This is a genomic window from Streptomyces sp. NPDC058683, from assembly GCF_042716195.1.
GTDB lineage: Bacteria > Actinomycetota > Actinomycetes > Streptomycetales > Streptomycetaceae > Streptomyces.
The window spans coordinates 152,412-173,139 of record NZ_JBHXSK010000022.1; the positions used below are offsets into that span (position 1 = coordinate 152,412).

Consider the following 20,728-nt stretch of genomic DNA (forward strand, 5'->3'; position numbering starts at 1 on the left):
TAAAGGGGACCGGCGGCGAGGGAGTCGCCCGGGAAGCTCAGGAAGTGGTCTGGGCCTGTCCCTGGGCCGGCGCCTGCGGCTGGGCGGCCTGCGCCTGCGCCGCCTCGTCGACGGCGTCGTCCTCCTGGCTGCGGTTGGCCTCGATGTTGGCCTTCATCCGGTCGACCCGCTGGGAGACCTTGACCGAGGCGCGGTCCCGCTCCTTGCGCAGCACGACGAAGCTGATCGGTGCCGACAGGAGGAGGGAGAGCAGCAGGACCCACAGGAGGTTGGAGTCGCCGAAGCCACGCGGGAACGCGCCGGCGTAGACCAGGCCCCAGACGACAAGGAGGCAGCCCGCGAAGATACCGAGGCGCATCAGCGTGTAGCGGAGCATCTCAATCCAGTCTTCCGATGACGAAAAGGGGCACCGTCCAGTGAAGCACGGGCCGGGGCCGATCTTGCAGCGGGGTCAGACGAGCGGCAGCAGCATGGTGATGTCGTCGCGGTCGTCGCCCGGGGCCACGCGGATCGCGGCGGGGACGCGGCCGACCTCCTGGTAGCCGCAGGAGCCGTAGAACTTCTCCAGGCCGTGGCCGCCGCGGCAGCCGAGGCGTATCGCGGCTATGCCGTCGAAGCCGCGGGCCGCGTCGGCGGCGGCCGCGAGCAGGTCACGGCCGTAGCCCTGCCCCTGGTGCTTGGGGTGCACCATCACCGTGTACAGCCACACCCAGTGCTTCATGAGCCGGTGCGTGTTGAAGGAGAAGAAGGCGGTGGCGGCGACGGTACCGGTGTCGTCGTGGCCGACGAGGAGCCGGTTGCGCCCCTCGGCCATGGCGACGAAGTGCTTGACCAGCTCCGGGCGGACCTCCTCGACGCTCACCGGGGCGACGAACCCGACGGCTCCACCGGCGTTGGACACGTCGGTCCAGAGGTCGAGGATGCCGTCGCGGAGGGCGGGGGTGACGGCGGGGTCGAGGGTGAAGGTAAGGGGCATGGGCGGATCGTATCTATTACCACGAGGGGTGCGGAAAGGCTTTTCGGGTGGGTCGAGTCACGTCGGCCCCATGCCTCACCCTTCTCCCGACCGAGTCGGGTGGTGGGTGGGCAGAGGGCCCGGGGGGGGCGGAGCCCCCCGGTGCCTCAGACCCGCATCGGCTGGGGGGACTCCCGGCGTGCCGGGTCCGGGCCGTCGTACTCGCGGATGATCTCGTACCGCGTGTTCCGCTCCACCGGGCGGAAGCCGGCGTCGCGGATGAGGTCCAGCAGGTCCTCGCGGGTCAGCTTGTTCGGCGTGCCGTAGTTGTCCGCGTCGTGGGTGATCTTGTACTCGACGACCGACCCGTCCATGTCGTCGGCCCCGTGCTGGAGCGCCAGCTGCGCCGTCTGGACACCGTGCATGACCCAGAAGACCTTGACGTGCGGCACGTTGTCGAAGAGGAGACGCGAGACCGCGAAGGTCTTCAGGGCCTCGGCGCCGGTCGCCATCTGCGTCCGCGCCTGCAGCCGGTTCCGTACCTTCCCGTCCTTCATGTCCACGAAGTCGTGCTGGTAGCGGAGCGGGATGAAGACCTGGAAGCCGTTCGTCTCGTCCTGGAGTTCACGGAGCCGAAGGACGTGGTCGACCCGGTGGCGGGGCTCCTCGATGTGGCCGTAGAGCATCGTGCAGGGCGTCTTGAGGCCCTTCTCGTGCGCCAGCCGGTGGATCCGGGACCAGTCCTCCCAGTGCGTGCGGTGGTCCACGATGTGCCGGCGGACCTCCCAGTCGAAGATCTCCGCGCCGCCGCCGGTCAGGGACTCCAGACCCGCGTCGATCAGCTCGTCGAGGATCTCGGAGGCCGACAGCCCGCTGATCGTCTCGAAGTGGTGGATCTCGGTGGCCGTGAAGGCCTTGAGAGAGACGTCCGGCAGGGCCGCCTTCAGCTCCCGCAGCGACCGCGGGTAGTAGCGCCACGGCAGGTTCGGGTGCAGGCCGTTGACGATGTGCAGCTCGGTGAGGTTCTCGCCCTCCATCGCCTTGGCGAGCTTCACCGCCTCCTCGATGCGCATCGTGTACGCGTCCTTCTCGCCCGGCTTGCGCTGGAACGAGCAGTACGCGCAGGACGCGGTGCACACGTTGGTCATGTTGAGGTGACGGTTGACGTTGAAGTGGACGACGTCGCCGTTCTTCCGCGTCCGCACCTCGTGGGCGAGGCCGCCCAGCCAGGCCAGGTCGTCCGACTCGTACAGCGCGATGCCGTCCTCGCGGGTCAGCCGCTCACCGGCCCTGACCTTCTCCTCCAGCTCACGCTTGAGCCCGACGTCCATGCCCACACCTTTCGTCACGACCACGACCACCCCACCGTACGCCCCCACCCTTCGGGCGGGAGGTGCCCCCAAACGGCCCTTCGGGCCTAGACCTCTTCGGGCAGTTCCCCGACCCGGTTCTCCCACTTCGTGGACAGCACGATGGTGGTACGGGTCCGGGAGACGCCCTTGGTCCCGGACAGCCGCCGGATGGTCTTCTCCAGTCCGTCGACGTTCGTCGAACGCACCTTGAGCATGAAGGAGTCGTCGCCGGCGATGAACCAGCAGTCCTCGATCTCCGGCAGGTCCCGCAGCCGCTGTGCCACGTCCTCGTGGTCGGCCGCGTCGGACAGGGAGATGCCGATCAGGGCGATGACACCGAGGCCGAGCGAGGCCGCGTTGACGGTGGCGCGGTAGCCGGTGATGACACCGGCCGCCTCCAGCCGGTTGATGCGGTCGGTGACGCTGGGTCCCGACAGTCCGACGAGGCGCCCCAGCTCCGCGTACGAGGCCCGGCCGTTCTCCCTCAGGGCCTGGATGAGCTGCCTGTCCACGGCGTCCATGCGATCGAAGCCTTCCGCTGAAAGTTCCCGAAGTAGATGAGAGGTACTGCAGAGGTGGAGCCTGGTGGTGCCGGGTGGTGCTACCTGCTGCCGCCCCCGAGGTCGCCCTCCCAGCGGCGGTACAGCCGGTGCCCCACACCGGCCGCGTCCAGCACCCGCCCGGCGACGAAGTCCACCAGGTCCTGGATGTGCGTCGCGCCCGCGTAGAACGCCGGGGAGGTGGGGACGACGACCGCCCCCAGGTCGTCCAGGGTGACGAGGTGACGCAGGGTCTGGCCGTTCAGCGGCGTCTCGCGGACGGCGACGACGAGCGGCCGGCGCTCCTTCAGGTTGACACTGGCCGCCCGCTGGAGCAGGTCCTTGGAGAGCCCGAGCGCGACCCCGGCGACGGCGGCGGTGGACGCCGGCACGATCAGCATGCCCTTGGTCCGGTACGACCCGGAGGACGGCCCGGCGGCCAGGTCCCCGGCGTTCCAGTACCGCACCCGCGCCAGGTCCGCCTGGAAGGTCCCCGGCTTGCCGTCGGCCCCCCGGGCCAGCCACTCCCCCAGGTCGTCCTGCCAGTGCGCGTCCCGGAAGGAGATCCCGGTCTCGTCCAGCAGGGTGAGCCGCGAGGCCCGGCTGACCACCAGGTCGACGCTCTCGCCCGCGTCCAGCAGCGCACGCAGCACAGCGGCCGCGTACGGCGTACCGGACGCCCCGGACACCCCCACGATCCAAGGCACGCGCTGTGTTTCTCCTGCGTTCACACCTTGAGCGTACCGGCGCGCCCGACCGAGTTCAGGACGGGGCTGCGGTGGCCGACGGTACTCAGACCGTCAGGCCCCGGACCAGCAGGTCCAGCAGGGCGCACACGAAGAGGGCAATGCCGATGAAGCCGTTGACGCTGAAGAAGGCGCGGTTGAGGCGGGAGAGGTCGTGGGGGCGGACGATGGAGTGCTCGTAGGCGAAGGCTCCGGCGACGATCACCAGGCCCAGCCAGAAGAACCCGCCCGCGTGCGTCGCCACGGCGTACCAGACGAACAGGGCCGTGGTGATCAGGTGACAGGCGCGGGCGCCCCAGATCGCCGCCGGGATGCCGAAGCGGGCCGGGACCGACATGACGCCGATCTCGCGGTCGGTCGCCACGTCCTGGCAGGCGTAGATCAGGTCGAAGCCGCCGATCCAGATGCCGACCGCGAGGCCGAGGATCACCGCGTCCCAGGACCATTCGCCGGTGATCGCCAGCCAGCCGCCGATCGGGCCCATGGCCTGGGCGAGACCCAGGATGGCCTGCGGGAAGTTCGTGAACCGCTTGCCGTAGGGGTAGACCACCATCGGGATCACCGCGATGGGAGCGAGGGCCAGGCAGAGCGGGTTGAGCAGCGCCGCCGAGCCCAGGAAGACCGCGACCGCGATCAGCGCGCCGGTCCAGGCGTGCTTCACGCTCATCGCGCCGGTGACCAGCTCACGGTGGGCCGTGCGCGGGTTCCGGGCGTCGATCTCGCGGTCGATGATCCGGTTCACGGCCATCGCGAAGGTGCGCAGGCCGACCATGCAGATCGTGACCAGGAGCAGCCGCCCCCAGTGGATGTTCTTGTCCAGCTCGAACATCGCCGTCAGCGCGGCGATGTACGCGAAGGGCAGGGCGAAGACCGAGTGCTCGATCATCACCAGACGGAGGAAGGCTTTCGTGCGTCCCGGCTGCGGGAGCGCTGCGGAAGCGGAGCTCACAGTCCGTACTCCTTCCAGCGGCGGTCGACCGTCGCCGCCGTATCCGGGTCCGACAGGACCATGTCCGGCCAGCCCCCGTCCCTGGTGTAACCCTCCTCGGGCCACTTCTTCGTCGCGTCGATGCCCGCCTTGCCGCCCCAGAACTGCTGGTAGGAGGCGTGGTCGAGGTGGTCGACGGGGCCTTCCACGACCGTGAGGTCACGGGCGTAGTCGGTGTTGCCGAGGGCTCGCCAGGCGACCTCGTGCAGGTCGTGGACGTCGCAGTCGGAGTCGACGACCACGATGAGCTTGGTGAGGGACATCATGTGCGCCCCCCAGACCGCGTGCATGACCTTCTGCGCGTGCTTCGGGTACTTCTTGTCGATCGAGACGATCGCACAGTTGTGGAAACCGCCTGCCTCGGGGAGGTGGTAGTCCACGATGTCCGGGACGATGATCTTCAGCAGGGGGAGGAAGAACCGTTCGGTGGCACGGCCGAGGGGTCCGTCCTCCGTCGGGGGGCGGCCTACGACGATCGACTGCAGGAGCGGCCGCTTCCGCATCGTCACGCAGTCGATGGTCAGCGCCGGGAACGGCTCCTGCGGGGTGTAGAAGCCGGTGTGGTCGCCGAAGGGGCCCTCGGGGAGCGTCTCGCCCGGCTCCAGCCAGCCCTCCAGGACGACCTCGGCGTTGGCCGGGACCTGGAGCGGGACCGTCTTGCAGTCGACCATCTCGATCCGCCGGCCCGCGATGAACCCGGCGAAGAGGTACTCGTCGATGTCGCCGGGGAGCGGGGCGGTGGAGGCGTAGGTGACGGCCGGCGGGCAGCCGAAGGCGATCGCGACGGGCAGCCGTTCGCCCCTGCGCGCCGCCACCTGGTAGTGGTTGCGGCTGTCCTTGTGGATCTGCCAGTGCATGCCGATGGTGTTCCGGTCGTGCCGCTGGAGCCGGTACAGGCCCAGGTTGCGGATGCCGGACTCGGGGTCCCTGGTGTGGGTCAGGCCCAGGTTGAAGAAGGAGCCGCCGTCCTGCGGCCAGGTGAACAGGGCCGGCAGCTGGTCCAGGTCGACGTCGTCGCCGTGCAGGACGACCTCCTGGACCGGCGCGTTGTCGGACTTCACCTTCTTCGGCGGTACGTGGGTCATCGCGCCGAGCTTCCCGAACGCCTCCCGCACACCGACGAAGCCGTGCGGGAGTTCGGGGCGCAGCAGCCCGCCGATCTTCTCGGAGATCTCGCCGTACGACTTCAGGCCGAGGGCCTTGAGCAGGCGCCGGTCGGTGCCGAAGACGTTCATGGCCAGCGGCATGCTGGAGCCGCGCACGTTCTCGAAGAGCAGCGCGGGTCCGCCCGCCTTCTGCACCCGGTCGACGATCTCCCCGACCTCCAGATACGGGTCGACCTCGGCCTTGACACGCTTGAGGTCTCCCTCGCGCTCCAGTGCCCGGAGCAGGGAGCGAAGATCGTCGTAAGCCATGCGTCCCAGTATCGGCCACCCGGGCCCCGGGCCCGGTCACCGCCCCCTGCGATACCCCCCTGCGATACTCGTCGGCCGTGACCGTCCACCGCCGGATCAGCCGGTTACCGCTGCTCGCCCTGCTGCTCGTGCTCGCCGCCTGTGCGCCGCGCCAGGACACCGGCGGGGCGCCGGTCTCCGCGCTGACCCGGGTCGCGGCCACCGACCGCGCCGCGGCCCCCGACCTGTCGGGCAGCGGCCTGGACGGCAGGGCGGTACGGCTCGCCGACTACCGGGGCAAGGTCGTCGTCCTGAACGTGTGGGCGTCCTGGTGCGGACCCTGCCGGGCCGAGGCGCCCGAACTGTCCAAGGCGCAGCAGGAGTTGGCGGCCAAGGGGGTCCAGGTGTTCGGGGTGGACACGGACGCCCGGCGGGACAGGGGGCGGTCGTTCGAGCGTGCGCACGGGCTGGTCTACCCGAGCCTGCACGACCCCGGCAGCCGCAGGCTGCTCCGGCTGCCCCGGGGCTATGCGCCGCAGGCCCTGCCGTACACCCTCTTCATCGACCGGGACGGGAAGATCGCCGCGAAGTACCTGAGCCCGCTCACGGCGGCGGACGTCCGCACGATCGTCCGCCCGCTGCTGGCCGAGAAGGCGTGACGAAGGCGCGACGAAGGCGCGACGAAGGCCTGCCGAAGGCCTGACTAACCGCCGTCGCTCGCAAGGCATCCGGCGCCCGCTCCGATGGGCGCCACCAGGTGGCTGAGGTCCAGCAGTACCGCGTCCAGGCGGGTCACCGAGTCGGCGATCGAGACCTCCACGGCCGGGCTGCGGCCGTAGGTGACCAGGTACGTGCGGTCCCCGGTACGGTCCCCCGCCTGCTCCCGCCACACCCAGTCCACGCCGTCCACGCTGACGCACGCGTCCGTCGTCGGGGCGGGCGGGGTGAGGCCGCAGCGCAGCTCCACCGTCCCGCGGCCCCAGACCGCGAGGCCCTCGAAGGTGACCGGGTCGCGGCCGGCGCCGCCGAGGCGGTCGGGGTAGCGGCCGGCGATCCGCGCGCATGCCGGGTCCTTCGCCAGCGGACCCTGCGCCAGGCCGAACACCGGCGAACTCAGCTCGTACGCCACCAGTCCGGCGCCGGCCGCCAGCCCGGCCGCGGCCACACCGGCCGCCGCCCGCCCCCGGCGAGACCACCCACGCACCACCACGGATCCCCCTCCGCATCGAAGGGACCCATCATGCCCGCGGCCCCGTCACCGGGCGTCGCCCACCCGCTACTCTGACCGCCATGCTCAGGTATCTGCCTCTTCTGCTGGTCCTCGCGCTGTGGATCTACGCCTTCGTGGACTGCCTGAACACCCCCGAGGACGAGGTCCGCGCCCTGCCGAAGCTGGCGTGGGTGCTGATCATCCTGCTCTTCGGCGAGGTGCTGGTCGGCCCGGTGGCCTGGCTGGTCGCGGGCAGGACACGGCAGCCGCGGGAGCGGTGGGTCGCGCCGGACGACAACCCGGAGTTCCTGAAGTCCCTGAAACCGGAGGATCCGCGCACCGACTGACCGGCGCGTCCGCTAGAGCAGCGCCTTGACCTGGGCCGCGGTCAGCGCCCGCTGGAACACCTGGACCTGTTTGATCGAGCCCGGGAACCAGTCGGAGGGGCCGCCGCCGGCGGTGGCGCGGCCGATCACCAGGGGGCCGTGGGCGGCGACCGGGTTGCTGTCGTCGATGCCCGCCTCCTGGGTGCCGTCGACATACAGGACGAGCTGGTTGCGGGGGCCCTCGTAGACGCCGACCAGGTGGGTCCAGACGCCGGGCTCCGGGACGGTGTACGACAGGGCGCGCAGGCCGGGGCGGGCGAAGGCCCAGCGGTTCTCGGCGGCCGAGTACTGGAGGTAGAAGCCGCTGACGGCGTCGGCGTCCTGGCTGACGGCGGTGGCGTAGAAGGCCGGCCGGCCGCTCAGGCACACCCACACGGAGACGGTGAAGCTGCGGCCCTTGCCGGTGCGGAGCACCGGCCCCCGGGTCATGATCTGGCTGGTGGCGCCGTCGAACAGGGCCGTCCCGTCCTTGCCCCGGCCCCAGCCGACGGCGGTGGCGGTGCCGTCGTTGCGGCCGGTGTCGTCGGCGGCGACCGTGCCGGAGGCCTCTTCCAGCGGCCACGCGCCGAACGGCGAGGGGACGGAGACACCACCGCCGGAGTGCTGCGGGGTCTTCTTGCCGCCACCTCCGTTGACGACGTGCGCGACCGGTACGGCGGCGAGCGCGGCGACCGCGAGCACTCCCCCGGAGACGAGGAACGCGCGACGGCGGACGGGCGGCGCGGCGGCGGGGGTGGCCGTCGGGCCGGCGTACGACACCTGCTGCGGGGCCGGGTCGAGCCGGGTGAGCGGGCGGGTGGCGGCGGGCGGGGTGGCCGTAGCCGTGAAGCCGCCCTCGGGATCCTCGGCCACCGGTCTCGCGAGGAAGGCGGTCGCGTCGGCCGCAGGCCCGTTCCAGGCCAGGATCTGGCGCGGGGTGGGCCGCCGGTCCGGGTCCTTGGCCAGGCAGGCGGCGATCAGGGCGGCCAGGGCCGGGTCGGTGACGGCGGTGATGTCGGGTTCGTCGTGGACGACGCGGTAGAGCAGGGCCGGGGTGGGCCCGTCCCCGAAGGGGTTGCCACCGGTCGCCGCGAACATGAGGACCGCACCGAGCGAGAACACGTCACTGGCGCCGGTCACTTCCGCGCCCGCCACCTGCTCCGGCGACATGAAACCGGGCGAGCCGACCATCAGCCCCGCCCGCGTGATGGTCGCGGACTCCACGCTGCGGGCGATGCCGAAGTCGATGACCCGCGGCCCGTCCTCGGCGAGCAGCACGTTCGACGGCTTGAGGTCGCGGTGCACCAGCTGGGCGGCGTGGATGGAGGTGAGCGCCTCGGCGAGACCGGCGGCGAGCCCGAGCACGGTGGCGGCGGGCAGCGGCCCCTGCTCCATGACCGCGTCCTGGAGGGAGGGCCCGGCGATGTAGCTGGTGACCAGCCAGGGCAGCGGGGCGTCCGGGTCGGCGTCCACGACGGGCGCGGTGAAGGCACCGCTGACCTTGCGCGCGGCCTCCACCTCGCGGCGGAACCGGGACCTGAACTCCGGCTGCCCCGCGACCAGTTCCGCGTGGACCACTTTCACGGCAACGGCCCGGCCGCCCGGGGAACGGCCGAGGAAGACCCGGCCCATACCGCCCGCGCCGAGACGCCTGAGCAGCTGGTACTCCCCGACGGAGCGCGGGTCGCCGGGCTCCAGAGCTGCCACGATTCCCTCCCGCCGAACGCCCGAAGACGCGGTCAGCATAGGACCACCGGCACCGGTGGTTGACCGATTCCGGTCCCCTCCGGGCAAGTTGCCCGTGGGTCTGCCCTTGCGGACAGGTGGAAGGCCTGGCGTCCGCCGCGAGTTACACCGACGCGACGAAAACGTCCCACGCGGCTCGACCGAGGAACAGGACCGGGCCGTCTGGGGTCTTGCTGTCACGGACGGGGACTATGGAGGCGAACTCGGGGGCGAATTCGAGGCAGTCGCCGGCGTTGGCTCCGCTGTAGCTGCTCTTGATCCAGGTCGCCGCGTTCAGCTGCTGCTGGTTCATGGTCGCCGTACTCCTCCATCAATTTGCCGATCAGAACGGCAGACTCGTGAGCTGACGGAGTATCTGCCCGGAGCACATCATAGATTCGGCTGTACTCGGCATAGTCTTCCGGATCGTTGTGGAAGTGGCCGCGAGTCCGCGATTCCGAGTAGATCCAGTGTTCACCATCGGGCAATGCGACCAGCAACATCGACTTGTCGGGGCGCTCGATGTCGAAGCGGTCGGCCGGGACGACTTGGATGCGGATGTTGGGGAGTCGGCCCACCCGCAGCAAGTGCGCGCACTGATCCCGCATCACGGCTGGGCTGCCCACCGAGTGGCGCAGACAGCTCTCGTCCATCACCGCGACATACGTGGGTCCGCCTTCTGCGAGGTAGCGCGGCTGTCGGCTCAGCCGGGCCCTGACCCGCTTGTCCAGCAGGTCGCCGCTGGCTCGCTGAGAGAGCAGCGCCCGTGCGTATTCCGGTGTCTGCAACAGGCCTGGCACGACCATGACTTGGTAGACGTACAGCGCGAGGGCGTTCGCCTCCATATCCACCATGCGCTGAAACCAATCCGGGTGCTCCACCTGCGGATACCAGTCCACCCGCCCCCACAACCGCATCAACACCCCACCCGTGTCTAGCGCTTCGTCGCACTTCTTCGCGAACGAGTCCGACGGCACCCGCGTCCCCGACTCCACCCTCGCGACCAGCGACCGGTCGCAGGGGATCTGCTTGGCCAGCGCCTCCTGGGTGAGGAGCGCGGCCTCGCGGTAGTGCCGTAACAGCTCTCCGAAGAACTCGGCGTTGGTGGTCACAACTCTGGCCCCCTCCGTGACAGCGCCCGGTGGCACACCTCAGACATTGATACCGACGGTTCCCGTCCGCCACGCTCGATACACCCAGAGTCACGAAGTGGCGTCGGAGCGCACATGACTGAACACACCGAAAACGAGATCGAAGCGGGAACGGTCGTCTACGACCCCCGTACGGACAAGGTCGGCGAGTACCGCGGCACCGTGGGCCCCTACGCCCTGCTACGGCCGCTCGGCGGCGGCCGGGAGTGGGAGGCGCGACCGGAGCCTCTCCGCCCGGCGACCGCGGAGGAGCGGCTCAGCGCGGAGGTACGGGCCGTCAACCGCCGTTCCAGCACGTCCAGTTACCCGGTGCCGGACACCCCGGCCCCGGAACCCGTCCCCGAATGCGCCGCCTGCGCGGAGTTCGCCGCGCAGCGGGAGGCGGCCGAAGCGAGATCGGACGCGAGCGCGGCCACCGATGCCGCCGTGCTGCTCCGCAGGCATCTGCGCCGGGACCACTGGGGCACCCGGCCCCGCCGTTTCTTCCGCTTCGTGCCGTACCTGATCACGCAGGACGAGACCGCGGAGCCGGAGTACGAGGCGTACTGCGTGTCCGGGGACGAGAGCGACTGCGGGGCGGCGTCGGGGCCTTGCGGGTCTCCCGAGGCGGTGGAGGAGTGGCAGCGCCGGCACACCCGGGACACCCGGCACCTGCGCTACCGCCGCAGCTTCACGGACTACGCCGTGCTGAGCGCCCCATAGGGGCGCGGGGCCGTATCGATACGCGGGTCCGCCGCGCTTGCAGCCGCGCGCTCAGCAGGGCGCGTCCGGCAAGTGGTCCCGTGCCCAGTCGCCGAGCGTCTTCAGCGACGGCTCCAGTGCGGCCCCCGCCGCGGTCAGGCGGTACGAGACCCGCAGCGGCGGGCCCTCGTCGACCTCGCGCACGACGAGGCCCGCGGCGCCGAGTTCGGTGAGCCGGTCGGAGAGCATGCGTTCGCTGATGCCGGGGATGGCGCGGCGCAGGTTGGCGAAGTGCGTCGGCTGATCCATCAGGACGGACAGGATCGGGCCGTTCCAGCGCTTGCCCAGCACCTGGAAGACGCGCGTGATGCCGACGTCCACACCTTTGCACTGCTCCGGGTCGTGCGTCTGGTCCACCGCCATGGCATCAGGGTACAGGCCCACCATGGGACGGGGCTGAAAAAAAGTAAGCACCTGTGTTATCTATAGCTGAGTACGAATTCTCAGCCCCTCGCGTCTCGCGCCGGGCTTGCTACCCCTGTGTCTGGAGACACCCATGGCCACCCTTCTTCACATCGACTCGTCGCTCATGCCCGGCGAGGCGTCCGCCTCCCGTGCCGTCACGGAGGCCTTCCGCACGGCATGGCAGGAGCAGCACCCCGACGGCACGGTGATCTACCGCGACCTGGCGGCGAACCCGGTGCCGCACATCACCGCGGCCTCCCACAGCGCCGGTTTCGCCGATCCCGCCAGCCACTCCCCCGAGCAGGCGGCGGCCTTCGCCGAGCGCGTGCAGCTGGTCGAGGAGCTGGAGCGGGCGGACGCGATCCTGATAGGCGCGCCGATGTACAACTTCACGATCCCGTCGACGCTCAAGGCGTGGCTGGACAACGTGATCCTGATCGGCCGCACCGGGGGCGAGAACCCGTCCGCCAAGGGCACGCCGGTCACCGTCGTGGCCAGCCGCGGCGGTTCGTACGCGCCGGGCACCCCGCGGGAGACGTTCGAGTACGTGCAGAACTACCTGTCCGCGGTCCTCTCCGGCGGCCTCGGCCTCGAAGTCGACTTCATCGTCCCGGAACTGACGATGGCTCCGCAGGTGCCGGCCATGGCCGAGCTCGTGCCGCTGTACGAGGCCTCCCGTGAACGCGCCCTCCAGGAGGCGGCCGACAAGGCGAAGGACCTGGCCGGACGCCTCGCCGCATAGCGACCCGGGCGGAGCGGATTGCGCCGATCGGCCCAGCTCCACATGCGGGCCCGGTGGCGGGCGGTTGTGATGAACGCGTTCTCACCCCGCTACCAGGAGGCCTTCATGCGCATCCGAGCCATCGCCGCCACCGGCGCCCTCGCCACCGCCCTCGTCCTTGGCGGCACCACCGCCGCCTTCGCCGACAACGGTGCCAACGCCACCGGCTCCGCGACCAACAGCCCGGGTCTGGTGGCGGGCAACGTCATCCAGCTCCCGATCGAAATTCCGGTCAACGCGTGCGGCGACAGCATCAACGTGATCGGCCTGCTCAACCCGGCGGCCGCCAGCACCTGCACCAACGGCTGACCCGGCCCAAGCGCTGCCCGCGGAAGCTTCCCGAGGACCGACCCGCCTCCGGAAGCTTCCGCATGCGTGCAGGTTGTACGCCGGTGAGCCGTCCGAGACGGACAATGCGCCCCTGGGCCGGACCGGGCGCGAACCCGACACTTACCTCGTATGACGACTGCTCCCGCCGGTTCCACCACCAGTATCGCGCCCGAGTACGGCGACCGGGTCATCGCCGTGGAGGCGGCGGGCTCGGAACCGATCCCCGACGCCGAACGCCACGGCAGCCCGCTCCAGTTGCTCTGGACCTGGGCCTCCCCCAACATCGAGTTCGCGACCGTCTACATCGGCGTGATCGCGGTCCTCTTCTTCGGCCTGGACTTCTGGACGGCGACCGCCGCGATCCTGCTGGGCACCGCGCTCGGCGCGGTCACCCAGGGCGTGCTGTCGCTGGACGGGCCGCGGTTCGGCGTCCCGCAGATGGTGATCGGCCGCTTCTCCTTCGGCTACCTCGGCAACATCCTGCCCTCCGCCGCCAACGGCCTGCTCGCGGGCGTCGGCTGGTTCGCCGTGAACAGCGTGAGCGCGGCCTTCGCCCTCAACACGCTGACCGGCCTGCGGCCCCTCCCCTCCCTGCTGCTCGTCGTGGTCGCGGAGATCCTGATCGGCTTCATCGGCCACAACTTCGTGCACACCTTCGAGAAGTACGCGTTTCCGGCGCTCGCGGTGATCTTCCTGCTGGCCGGGGTGTGGACCTTCAAGGACGCGGACCTCGGCGGGGGCGGCTCGGGCGGCGGTGTCGGCGGCTTCCTGCTCGCGTTCAGCGCGGCCTGGGGATACGCGGCCGGCTGGAACCCGTACGCCACGGACTACTCGCGCTATCTGCCGCGGACCGCGGACAAGGCGAAGACGGTGCTGTGGCCGGCGGTCGGCCTGTTCGTCTCGGTCTCGATCGTCGCCGTCATCGGCGCCGCCTCGGCCACGATCATCGCCCCGAAGGACGCCACGCCCACGGCCGCCTTCACCGGCCACCTCCCCGGCTGGCTCGGCGACCTCGTCCTGCTCGCCATCATGCTCGGCGGCGTCTCGGCGAACGCCCTCAACGTGTACTCCGGGGCGATCTCCATCGCCTCCTTCGGCCTGAAGCTCCCGACCTGGCTGAGCCGCAGCGCGCTGGTCGTGGTGTCGGGCATCGCCGGTACGGCGGCTGCCTGGGCCTCGCTGGACGACGCGGGCGCGGCGTACGAGGCGTTCCTGCTGGTCATCGCGTACTGGGTGGCGCCCTGGCTGGGGGTCGTGCTGGTCGAGCGGTGGCTCCAGCGCCGTACCGCGACCGACGAGCAGCTGGCCGCCCGGCTGACCGACCGTTCCTTCACCAACTGGCCGGGGCTTGCCGCCCTGTTGACCGGCGTCGCGGTCTCCGTCCCGCTCTTCTCCAACCAGGAGGACTACGTGGGCTGGGTGCCGAAGCACCACCCCGCCTTCGGCGACATCACGCCGGTGGTCGGCTTCGCGGTGAGCGCGCTGCTGTACGCGGCGCTGCGGGGCCGGGCCAGGCGGACGCCGTGACCCGGCCCGGGTGACCGGGAGCCCTAGTCCTGCTCCGACTTGAGGTACGCCTCGTACTTCGCGGCGCTCAACAGGCCGTCGAGGGCCTGCTTGTCGGAGACCTGGATCTCGATCAGCCACGCCTTGCCGTGCGGGTCGTCGTTGAGCGTCTCGGGATCGGAGCTCATCAGCTCGTTCACCGTGATCACCGTGCCTCCCACCGGTACGTAGAGCTGGCTCACCGCCTTCACCGACTCCACGGTGCCGAACTCGTCGCCCGCGTCGAGCACACGGCCCACCTCCGGCAGCTCCACGAACACGACGTCACCGAGCTGCTTCTGGGCGAAGTCGGTGATCCCGATCTTGGCGGTGCCGCCGTTCATGTGGATCCATTCGTGTTCATAGGTGTACTTGAATTCGGACGGGTACATGGGGCGGCTCCTTCGAGTTCGGTCGGCGCAATCAGCCTGCCACCCCCGTCGCCCTGCGTAACGATCCGGCTACACCACCCGGGTGACGGTCCGTCCGGCCTAGTCCTCGTCCCGCAGCCGCCGCCAGATGCGGGAGCGGTGCAGCAGGAACAGCGAGGCGACCACGGCGACCAGCTGGAGCCCCACGGCGAGCAGCCAGAACTCGTCCCTGGTATCCAGCCGGTTCGTCAGGAAGGTGAAGTTCATGCCGAAGAAACCGGTCAGGAACGACAGCGGCAGGAAGATCACCGACACGATGGCCAGCCGGTTGATCACGCCGTTCTGTTCGCCGGCGACCAGGGAGCCGTAGCTGGCGAAGGCCCGGCGGGCGGCATCCTGGAGGGACTCGATGTCCGCGAGGACCAGCCGCGCCGCCCGCTGGAACTCCCGGGCGAGCCGCTGCCGTTCCGCCGGGAAGTCAGGGCTCATCATCCTGCGGGTGACCACCTCCTCGACGGCCTGGAGGTAGGGCAGCAGCGCGTGGTGCAGGAGGGCGGACCAACGGCGCTGCTGGGACAGCAGGTAGATCTGCTCGGGCCGCCGCCCCTCGAACATGTCGTCCTCCAGCTCCTCCACCTGGAGCAGCGCCTGCACCGCGGCCCGGCGGAACGTCGCCAGCGCCTCCTGGAGCAGCAGGAACAGCGTGGCCACGGCGTCGCGCGGCCGCTCCCGCCGCAGCTGCGCCGTGATGTCCGCCGCCAGGGCGGCCCGGCCCCAGTGGACGACCACCAGGAAACGCTCGCCCGCCAGGGCGTGCACATGGGCGACCTCGCGGTCATGGACCACCGGTACGACGAACCCGGCGACATCCCCGAGGAACTCGGCCCGCGCGGACTCCTCCCGCCTGCCGAACCACTCCAGCTCCTCGTCCGCCAGCCCGAGCCGCCGGACCACCGGTACCTCCTGCTCCGGCTCCCCCGGCTCCCCCTGGTCCTCCGGCTCCGGCAGCTCGATGCGGAGGAAGAGAAAGGGGTCGGTGGCGAGCCGCCGACGCGCCTCCGGCACGGAGACCGTCGTCGTACCCCCGTCCGGCACCGACACCACCGTTACGGTCATCCCCTCACCGCTGATCCCGTCGCCCACGCTCCCAGCGTCCGTACGGTCCCCGGCCAGCGCACTCGGAGGCGCCCGGATGCCGGGCGGGGCGGCCACCAACGGGTGAGAGCCCGGTCCCGCTCAGGCCACCGTGCGCAGCCCGCCCACCACGACCGCCGTCCCCCGTACCACCCGGTGCGCGCAGGCCGCCGTCAGGAGTTCGCCCAGCAGGTCGGGGTCGTCGATCTCCAGGTCGAGGAGGGTCTCGATGCGTTCCAGGCGCTGGTAGAGGGACTGGCGGCCGATGTGCAGGAGGGCTGCCGTGCGGGTCGGGGAGCAGCCGTGGCGGAGGTGGACCTCCAGGGTGCGGACCAGGTCGCTGGCGTGGGCGGCCTCCCAGGCCAGCAGCGGGCCGAGGGTGTGCCGGACGAGCGCGGTGAGGCGTTCGCGGTTGGCGGCGATCCCGCCCCGGGTCAGCTCCCGCTCCAGGGCGAGGGCACGGGCGGAGGTCACCAACGGGCCCTGCGCCGGGGCCGGTTCCGCGGACGGCACGGTCAGCGCCAGTTCGAGGGTGGTGCGGGCCGCGCGCAGCGTCTCGCTCCAGTGCAGCCAGCCGCCGCCCGCGTCGACGGCGTGCCCGACGGCGACGGTGAGCCCGGCACCGGCGACCGTGCGCAAGGCCTCCTGGACCGCGCGGACGGGGTCGCGGGAGCCGAGTCCCGCGCCGACGCCCGCGCCCGTGCCGCCCCGGCCGGCGCCCGCCCGGCCGCCGGTGTCCGGCAGCGCGACCAGCGCGAGTACGTCACCGGGGAACGCCGCCCGCATCACCGCCGCCCCGCCCAGCAGCCGTACCGCCCGGTCCACGGTCCCGGTCTCCCGCGTCCCGTGCACCGACACCCCGATCAGCCGTGCCCCCGGCCCCGGATGGAACCCGGCGAGCGCCGAGCGGGCCTCCACCTCCGGCTGGTTCAGCGCGGCCCGGTCGGCCAGGTCGGCCAGCAGGGCGGCCGTGTGGTCGTCGCCCCAGGGCCGGACCACCGCCCGCCCGGACAGTCCGCGCGCGACGATCGCCCGGTTGGCGGCCTCCGTGATCCGTACGAAGGGCACCACCCGGTGCAGGGCCAGCAGGGGCAGGCCGCGGGCGCGGGCCTCGTCGGTCACCTCGGGCGGCATGCTCGGCAGCGACCGCCCGATCTCCACCGCGAGCCCGGCCGCACCGCGCGCGGCCAGCTCACGGACGTAGCGGCGGCGGACCTCGTCGCCGACGTCGGTCAGCCCGAAGCCGTTGGTGAGGAGCAGCTCGCCGCCGTCGAGGAAGTTGGCGCCCTCGTAGACCTCGCTGGAGTGCACCCAGCGGACCGGCCGGTCCAGGGCGTCCGCGCCGGCGAGCAGCTCGGGGCCGGCCGCCCGCACCGGGTCGAGGGCCAGTACTTCGCGGAGGGTGAGTGCGGGCACGGGGACCTCCAGGGGACGGGCACGGGCGCTGACATTTCGTCCGGCGGCGGGTTGCCCGGAGGGTACTTTCCGCACGTTGCCCTCGTGTTTCGGCCACAGGAGAGTGAAGACATGGATCAGCTGCAAGCACGGACCTGGCTCGCCACCGCCGTCGCCGAGGCCCGCGCCGGGCTCGCCGAGGGGGGCATCCCGATCGGCGCCGCCCTCTACGGCGCCGACGGCGCACTGCTCGGCCGCGGCCACAACCGGCGGGTGCAGGACGGCGACCCGTCCCTGCACGCCGAGACCGCCGCCTTCCGCGCGGCGGGACGGCAGCGGTCGTACCGGGGCACCACCATGGTGACGACCCTGTCGCCGTGCTGGTACTGCTCGGGTCTGGTCCGCCAGTTCGGGATCTCCCGGGTCGTGATCGGCGAGGCGACCACCTTCCACGGCGGCCACGACTGGCTGGCCGAGCACGGCGTGGAGATCGTCCTGCTGGACGACCCGGAGTGCGTCGACGTGATGCGCGCCTTCATCAAGAACCATCCGGCCCTGTGGAACGAGGACATCGGCGATGAGTGACACGACCAGCACCGGCACCGCCCCCCGTATCCCCACCGTCGATCTGCGGCCCTGGCTCGACGGCGACGAGGACGCCCGGCGGGAGATCGCCCGGACCGTCGACGCGGCCCTGCGGACCGCCGGTTTCCTGCTCGTCACCGGGCACGGGGTCGAGGACCGGTTGCGCAACGGGGTGCGGGAGGCCGCGCGGGCCTTCTTCGCGCTGCCGGCGGAGGTGAAGACGGCCTACGCGGCGAAGGTCGGCGGGCGCGGCTGGCTCGGGCCCGGCGCGGAGGCCAACGGCTACTCGGAGGGCACCGAGACCCCGCCCGACCTCAAGGAGTCGCTGACCTTCGCGACCCACGAGCCCTTCGAGGACCCGGTGACCAACGCGGAGTGGTACGCGCCCAACGTGTGGCCGGCCGAGGTGCCGGAGCTGCGGGCGGTCTGCGAGGAGTACCTGGAGAGGATGGGCGAGCTGGAGAAGACGCTGCTGGAGCTGCTGGGGTACGCGCTCGGGCTCGAAGGGGACTTCTTCTCCCGGCACATGGACCATCCGACGTACGGCTTCAACATCAACTGGTATCCGGGGACCGAGGTCGTCGGCGAGCCCGAGCCGGGGCAGTTCCGGATCGGGCCGCACACCGACTTCGGGACGGTGACCGTCCTGGACCGGCAGGCGGGCAAGGGCGGGTTGCAGGTGTACACCGACGAGGGCGGCTGGGAGGACGCGCCGTTCGACCCGGCCGCCTTCACCATCAACATCGGTGACCTGATGGCCCGTTGGACCGGCGACCGGTGGCGGTCGGGGCGGCACCGGGTGCTGCCGCCGCCCACGGACGCGCCGAGCGAGGAGCTGATGTCCCTGGTCTACTTCGGCGAGTGCACCCCGGGCACGGTCGTCGAGTCCGTCCCGGCACCGGTCGGCCGGGTGGCGTACCCGCCGGTCGACTCGCACGTCTATCTGCGGGGGAAGCTGGACTCGATCACCGTGGGGTGACACCGAGTGCCTGCGGGCCGGATTTTTCAAGGAAGTTGACACGCCGAGACCGGAATGTGGGATAGCTCACAGGCCGGTCTCGGTTTGCGTTGGTGACCGAATCCGTCGGTCGTCGTTCGCCCCGTCGGCCCGAGGAGGCCTCCCGGTTAGCGGCCCCCAGCAGCGGCTTTGACGTTCCTTCAACCGGCCGTCACCGAAACGGAGTTGACCTGTCCGATTGTGTCGGATCGTTCGAGCTGTTTTTCATGCACTGTCTGTTCGAGAAGGGTCACAGCAAGCCACAAGAACCTCGGTAAGGTTGTCGCACCCTCTCCGGGTCCAGGCCTGCAGGCACCGCGATCCAGCCTGCTGTCGTGCACCCGAACGAGAGGAGAAACGATCCAATGGCCAGTACCGACGAGACCGACCCGGAACCGGGAGAACCTCCCGACCGGCCGTCCGGTCCCGCGGAGCCGGATCAGCCTGGTGGTACGCGCTCACGACGCGAGCTCGCCCAGCTGGTCATCGACGCCGTGAGCGTCCTGATCTCGCTGATCGCGCTGCTGCGTGGGTGCGGCGGATGAGGTAAGCCCCTCACCCGCCGCGTACTGCCGGGTCGGCCAGGGTCCGCGTTCCTGGACAGGTGCTCGCAACATCGCCAGGGGCGCGGGCCCACACGGTTCTACGGACCAGTACATACGCAACTCACGTGTGAACCACCCCGGGAGTTCAATGGAATCCCCCGAGACCCGTGATGGGTGCCCCCCGATACTGCCCGTGCGGCGCACCCTTTGGAAATCTCCCTCGAAGCCCTAAACGGTACCACCAAGCCCTGTTACCTGCACCGCACACCCAGACGAAGCACACCCCCTCCCCGTGTGCGCTGCGGGGAGTTGACCCTCAGCGGTACCGGCGGGGGTGTGGGAGGCGTTCCATGGCCCGTGGCACAGCGGCGTTCAGCCCGGCGGCACTGCGTGACGTACGGGGGAGCCGGCGCGTCGACGGCCGGCTGCTCAGCGCCGCCGAACTCGCCCGCCGGGTGGGCACCTCGAAGTCCCGGATCCTCGCCTACGAGCAGGGCACCTCGGTGCCGGAGCCGCAGCGGATCAGGCAGCTCGCGGAGGTGTTCGCGATATCCCCGGGCCTGCTGTGCCCGCCGGGGCGCGACACCGCGGGCGGTATCCGGCAGCTCCGCGTCGCCGCCGGCCTCACCGCCGCCGAGGCGGCCGGGCGCCTCGGGATGAGCCGGACGACCTACCGGGACCTGGAGCTGCACGCCAAGCTCCCGGCCCGGCAGCACGGCACGCTGCCGTCCCTTCTGGCCGAGGTCTTCTCGGTCAGCGAGGGCACCGTCAGCCACGCGCTGGGTTCGCATCCGCAAGCAGCCCAGCGGCGTCAGGAGATCGTCCGGCTGCTGAACGTGCTCTTCGACCGGGCCCACGACCGGTACCGCCCGGCCATCATCGGCGCCGACGAGGCCGAACTGCAGGCGCTGGCCGAACTGTTGAGGCGGCCGGTCGGTGTGACCTGCAGACTCGTCAACCACGAGCTGGGCCGGTTGCGCAGGGACCTCAAGGAACGGGCCCGCGAAGTGGCGACCGCCGCGTACAGCCAGAACGAGGAGGTCATGCGCAGGGCCCACGGCAAGGTCGAGGCGCTGTCGGAGCGGATCGACCGCGCGGCCGTCTCCGTGGCCTCCTCCCTGACCCGTTTCCTGGCCGAGGCGGTGACCAGCCGCCAGTGGCACCTGATGGTCCGGCTGCTCGGCGCCGCCGAACCCGTCCCCGACGCCCAGCTCCTGGACTGGGGTGATCCGGAAGCCTGGCAGGGGCTCGCCGCGCAGGGGCTGATCACCCGGGAGCGGACCCCCGACAACGGCAGCGGCGGGTTCGTGCTCTCCGCCGAGGGGCTGGCCCGCGCGCTGAACGAGGCCCGGCTGTACGCCTGTCTGTACCCCAGGGCGCCGGCCCCCTCCCGGTCGGCGCGGGTCGTGGCCCGCCGGAGACTCCTCATGGCAAGCGGCGCACGCAAGCGGTGGGTTTCGTAACCGTACGGACA

At 71.1% G+C, this 20,728-nt stretch carries 24 protein-coding genes and 1 pseudogene; 10 read left to right on the plus strand and 15 right to left on the minus strand.

Going from position 1 to position 20,728, the window contains the following annotated elements; translation table 11 throughout:
- Window positions 1–37: 37 nt before the first annotated feature.
- From ACFWXC_RS24980 to ACFWXC_RS25010, 7 genes are all read right to left on the minus strand, one after another.
- Entirely contained in the window at window positions 38–376 is a 339-nt protein-coding gene (locus tag ACFWXC_RS24980) for a DUF4229 domain-containing protein (RefSeq protein WP_384482074.1), read from the minus strand.
- 75 nt (window positions 377–451) lie between these two features.
- Window positions 452–976 carry a GNAT family N-acetyltransferase gene (locus tag ACFWXC_RS24985; protein ID WP_384482075.1) on the minus strand — a complete coding sequence of 175 codons (525 nt, stop codon included), beginning with the start codon at window positions 974–976 and terminating at the stop codon, window positions 452–454.
- Window positions 977–1,122: 146 nt separating this feature from the next.
- Entirely contained in the window at window positions 1,123–2,286 is a 1,164-nt protein-coding gene (gene mqnE, locus ACFWXC_RS24990) for an aminofutalosine synthase MqnE (protein WP_384482077.1), read from the minus strand.
- An 86-nt stretch (window positions 2,287–2,372) separates the two neighbouring features.
- A complete protein-coding gene (locus ACFWXC_RS24995; RefSeq protein WP_351694208.1) occupies window positions 2,373–2,828 on the minus strand; it encodes an Lrp/AsnC family transcriptional regulator in 456 nt (151 codons plus the stop codon).
- 80 nt (window positions 2,829–2,908) lie between these two features.
- Window positions 2,909–3,553 carry a UbiX family flavin prenyltransferase gene (locus ACFWXC_RS25000; protein WP_360489065.1) on the minus strand — a complete coding sequence of 215 codons (645 nt, stop codon included), beginning with the start codon at window positions 3,551–3,553 and terminating at the stop codon, window positions 2,909–2,911.
- Between the two features lie 85 nt (window positions 3,554–3,638).
- Window positions 3,639–4,541, minus strand: a complete 903-nt coding sequence (gene mqnP, locus ACFWXC_RS25005; RefSeq protein ID WP_384482079.1) for a menaquinone biosynthesis prenyltransferase MqnP — start codon at window positions 4,539–4,541, stop codon at window positions 3,639–3,641.
- Window positions 4,538–5,995 (minus strand): menaquinone biosynthesis decarboxylase, encoded by a 1,458-nt coding sequence (locus ACFWXC_RS25010; RefSeq protein WP_384482081.1) that lies wholly within the window; start codon window positions 5,993–5,995, stop codon window positions 4,538–4,540. Before ACFWXC_RS25010 ends, mqnP begins: the two co-directional genes overlap by 4 nt.
- A gap of 77 nt (window positions 5,996–6,072) precedes the next feature.
- On the opposite strand from ACFWXC_RS25010, the gene ACFWXC_RS25015 reads away from it, so the two are divergent.
- Window positions 6,073–6,633 carry a TlpA family protein disulfide reductase gene (locus ACFWXC_RS25015; RefSeq protein ID WP_384482083.1) on the plus strand — a complete coding sequence of 187 codons (561 nt, stop codon included), beginning with the start codon at window positions 6,073–6,075 and terminating at the stop codon, window positions 6,631–6,633.
- A 44-nt stretch (window positions 6,634–6,677) separates the two neighbouring features.
- Here ACFWXC_RS25015 and ACFWXC_RS25020 read toward each other — a convergent pair whose 3' ends face one another.
- Window positions 6,678–7,178, minus strand: coding sequence for a DUF3515 family protein (locus tag ACFWXC_RS25020; RefSeq protein ID WP_384482085.1), 501 nt, complete (start codon window positions 7,176–7,178; stop codon window positions 6,678–6,680).
- Between the two features lie 86 nt (window positions 7,179–7,264).
- Here ACFWXC_RS25020 and ACFWXC_RS25025 point away from each other — a divergent pair, with 86 nt between their 5' ends.
- Window positions 7,265–7,531: a PLD nuclease N-terminal domain-containing protein gene (locus ACFWXC_RS25025; protein WP_384482087.1), complete on the plus strand. Its 267-nt coding sequence runs from the start codon at window positions 7,265–7,267 to the stop codon at window positions 7,529–7,531.
- Between the two features lie 12 nt (window positions 7,532–7,543).
- On the opposite strand, the gene ACFWXC_RS25030 is transcribed toward ACFWXC_RS25025, so the two are convergent.
- The 3 genes and pseudogenes from ACFWXC_RS25030 to ACFWXC_RS25040 all read right to left on the minus strand — a co-directional run bounded on the left by ACFWXC_RS25030 (window position 7,544) and on the right by ACFWXC_RS25040 (window position 10,386).
- Window positions 7,544–9,256, minus strand: a complete 1,713-nt coding sequence (locus tag ACFWXC_RS25030) for a protein kinase (protein ID WP_384482089.1) — start codon at window positions 9,254–9,256, stop codon at window positions 7,544–7,546.
- A gap of 142 nt (window positions 9,257–9,398) precedes the next feature.
- Window positions 9,399–9,503, minus strand: a pseudogene (locus ACFWXC_RS25035) (DUF397 domain-containing protein); the annotation flags it as partial.
- Window positions 9,472–10,386 (minus strand): Scr1 family TA system antitoxin-like transcriptional regulator, encoded by a 915-nt coding sequence (locus tag ACFWXC_RS25040; RefSeq protein WP_384482090.1) that lies wholly within the window; start codon window positions 10,384–10,386, stop codon window positions 9,472–9,474. The gene ACFWXC_RS25040 and the pseudogene ACFWXC_RS25035, both read right to left, overlap by 32 nt.
- A gap of 114 nt (window positions 10,387–10,500) precedes the next feature.
- On the opposite strand from ACFWXC_RS25040, the gene ACFWXC_RS25045 reads away from it, so the two are divergent.
- Window positions 10,501–11,127, plus strand: coding sequence for a hypothetical protein (locus tag ACFWXC_RS25045; RefSeq protein ID WP_384482092.1), 627 nt, complete (start codon window positions 10,501–10,503; stop codon window positions 11,125–11,127).
- 51 nt (window positions 11,128–11,178) lie between these two features.
- On the opposite strand, the gene ACFWXC_RS25050 is transcribed toward ACFWXC_RS25045, so the two are convergent.
- Entirely contained in the window at window positions 11,179–11,529 is a 351-nt protein-coding gene (locus ACFWXC_RS25050; protein WP_384482094.1) for a winged helix-turn-helix transcriptional regulator, read from the minus strand.
- 133 nt (window positions 11,530–11,662) lie between these two features.
- Between ACFWXC_RS25050 and ACFWXC_RS25055 the strand changes: the two genes are divergently transcribed.
- From ACFWXC_RS25055 to ACFWXC_RS25065, 3 genes are all read left to right on the plus strand, one after another.
- Window positions 11,663–12,313 carry an FMN-dependent NADH-azoreductase gene (locus tag ACFWXC_RS25055; protein WP_384482096.1) on the plus strand — a complete coding sequence of 217 codons (651 nt, stop codon included), beginning with the start codon at window positions 11,663–11,665 and terminating at the stop codon, window positions 12,311–12,313.
- A 105-nt stretch (window positions 12,314–12,418) separates the two neighbouring features.
- Window positions 12,419–12,661 (plus strand): chaplin, encoded by a 243-nt coding sequence (locus ACFWXC_RS25060; RefSeq protein WP_384482098.1) that lies wholly within the window; start codon window positions 12,419–12,421, stop codon window positions 12,659–12,661.
- Between the two features lie 150 nt (window positions 12,662–12,811).
- The gene (locus ACFWXC_RS25065; RefSeq protein ID WP_384482100.1) at window positions 12,812–14,209 is read left to right on the plus strand and encodes a purine-cytosine permease family protein; all 1,398 of its coding nucleotides are present in this window, start codon (window positions 12,812–12,814) and stop codon (window positions 14,207–14,209) included.
- Between the two features lie 23 nt (window positions 14,210–14,232).
- Here the strand turns inward: ACFWXC_RS25065 and gcvH are convergent, their stop codons facing one another.
- The 3 genes from gcvH to ACFWXC_RS25080 form a co-directional block, all read right to left on the minus strand.
- Window positions 14,233–14,619, minus strand: coding sequence for a glycine cleavage system protein GcvH (gene gcvH, locus ACFWXC_RS25070; RefSeq protein ID WP_384482102.1), 387 nt, complete (start codon window positions 14,617–14,619; stop codon window positions 14,233–14,235).
- A 99-nt stretch (window positions 14,620–14,718) separates the two neighbouring features.
- Window positions 14,719–15,714 carry a CorA family divalent cation transporter gene (locus ACFWXC_RS25075; protein WP_384482104.1) on the minus strand — a complete coding sequence of 332 codons (996 nt, stop codon included), beginning with the start codon at window positions 15,712–15,714 and terminating at the stop codon, window positions 14,719–14,721.
- A 120-nt stretch (window positions 15,715–15,834) separates the two neighbouring features.
- The gene (locus tag ACFWXC_RS25080; protein ID WP_384482106.1) at window positions 15,835–17,148 is read right to left on the minus strand and encodes a PucR family transcriptional regulator; all 1,314 of its coding nucleotides are present in this window, start codon (window positions 17,146–17,148) and stop codon (window positions 15,835–15,837) included.
- 111 nt (window positions 17,149–17,259) lie between these two features.
- Between ACFWXC_RS25080 and ACFWXC_RS25085 the strand changes: the two genes are divergently transcribed.
- From ACFWXC_RS25085 to ACFWXC_RS25100, 4 genes are all read left to right on the plus strand, one after another.
- Window positions 17,260–17,712: a nucleoside deaminase gene (locus ACFWXC_RS25085; RefSeq protein ID WP_360489050.1), complete on the plus strand. Its 453-nt coding sequence runs from the start codon at window positions 17,260–17,262 to the stop codon at window positions 17,710–17,712.
- Window positions 17,705–18,691 (plus strand): isopenicillin N synthase family dioxygenase, encoded by a 987-nt coding sequence (locus ACFWXC_RS25090; protein WP_384482108.1) that lies wholly within the window; start codon window positions 17,705–17,707, stop codon window positions 18,689–18,691. Before ACFWXC_RS25085 ends, ACFWXC_RS25090 begins: the two co-directional genes overlap by 8 nt.
- Window positions 18,692–19,074: 383 nt before the next feature.
- A complete protein-coding gene (locus ACFWXC_RS25095) occupies window positions 19,075–19,254 on the plus strand; it encodes a hypothetical protein (protein WP_384482110.1) in 180 nt (59 codons plus the stop codon).
- Between the two features lie 350 nt (window positions 19,255–19,604).
- Window positions 19,605–20,717: a helix-turn-helix transcriptional regulator gene (locus ACFWXC_RS25100; protein WP_384482112.1), complete on the plus strand. Its 1,113-nt coding sequence runs from the start codon at window positions 19,605–19,607 to the stop codon at window positions 20,715–20,717.
- The last annotated feature ends 11 nt before the right edge of the window (window positions 20,718–20,728 follow it).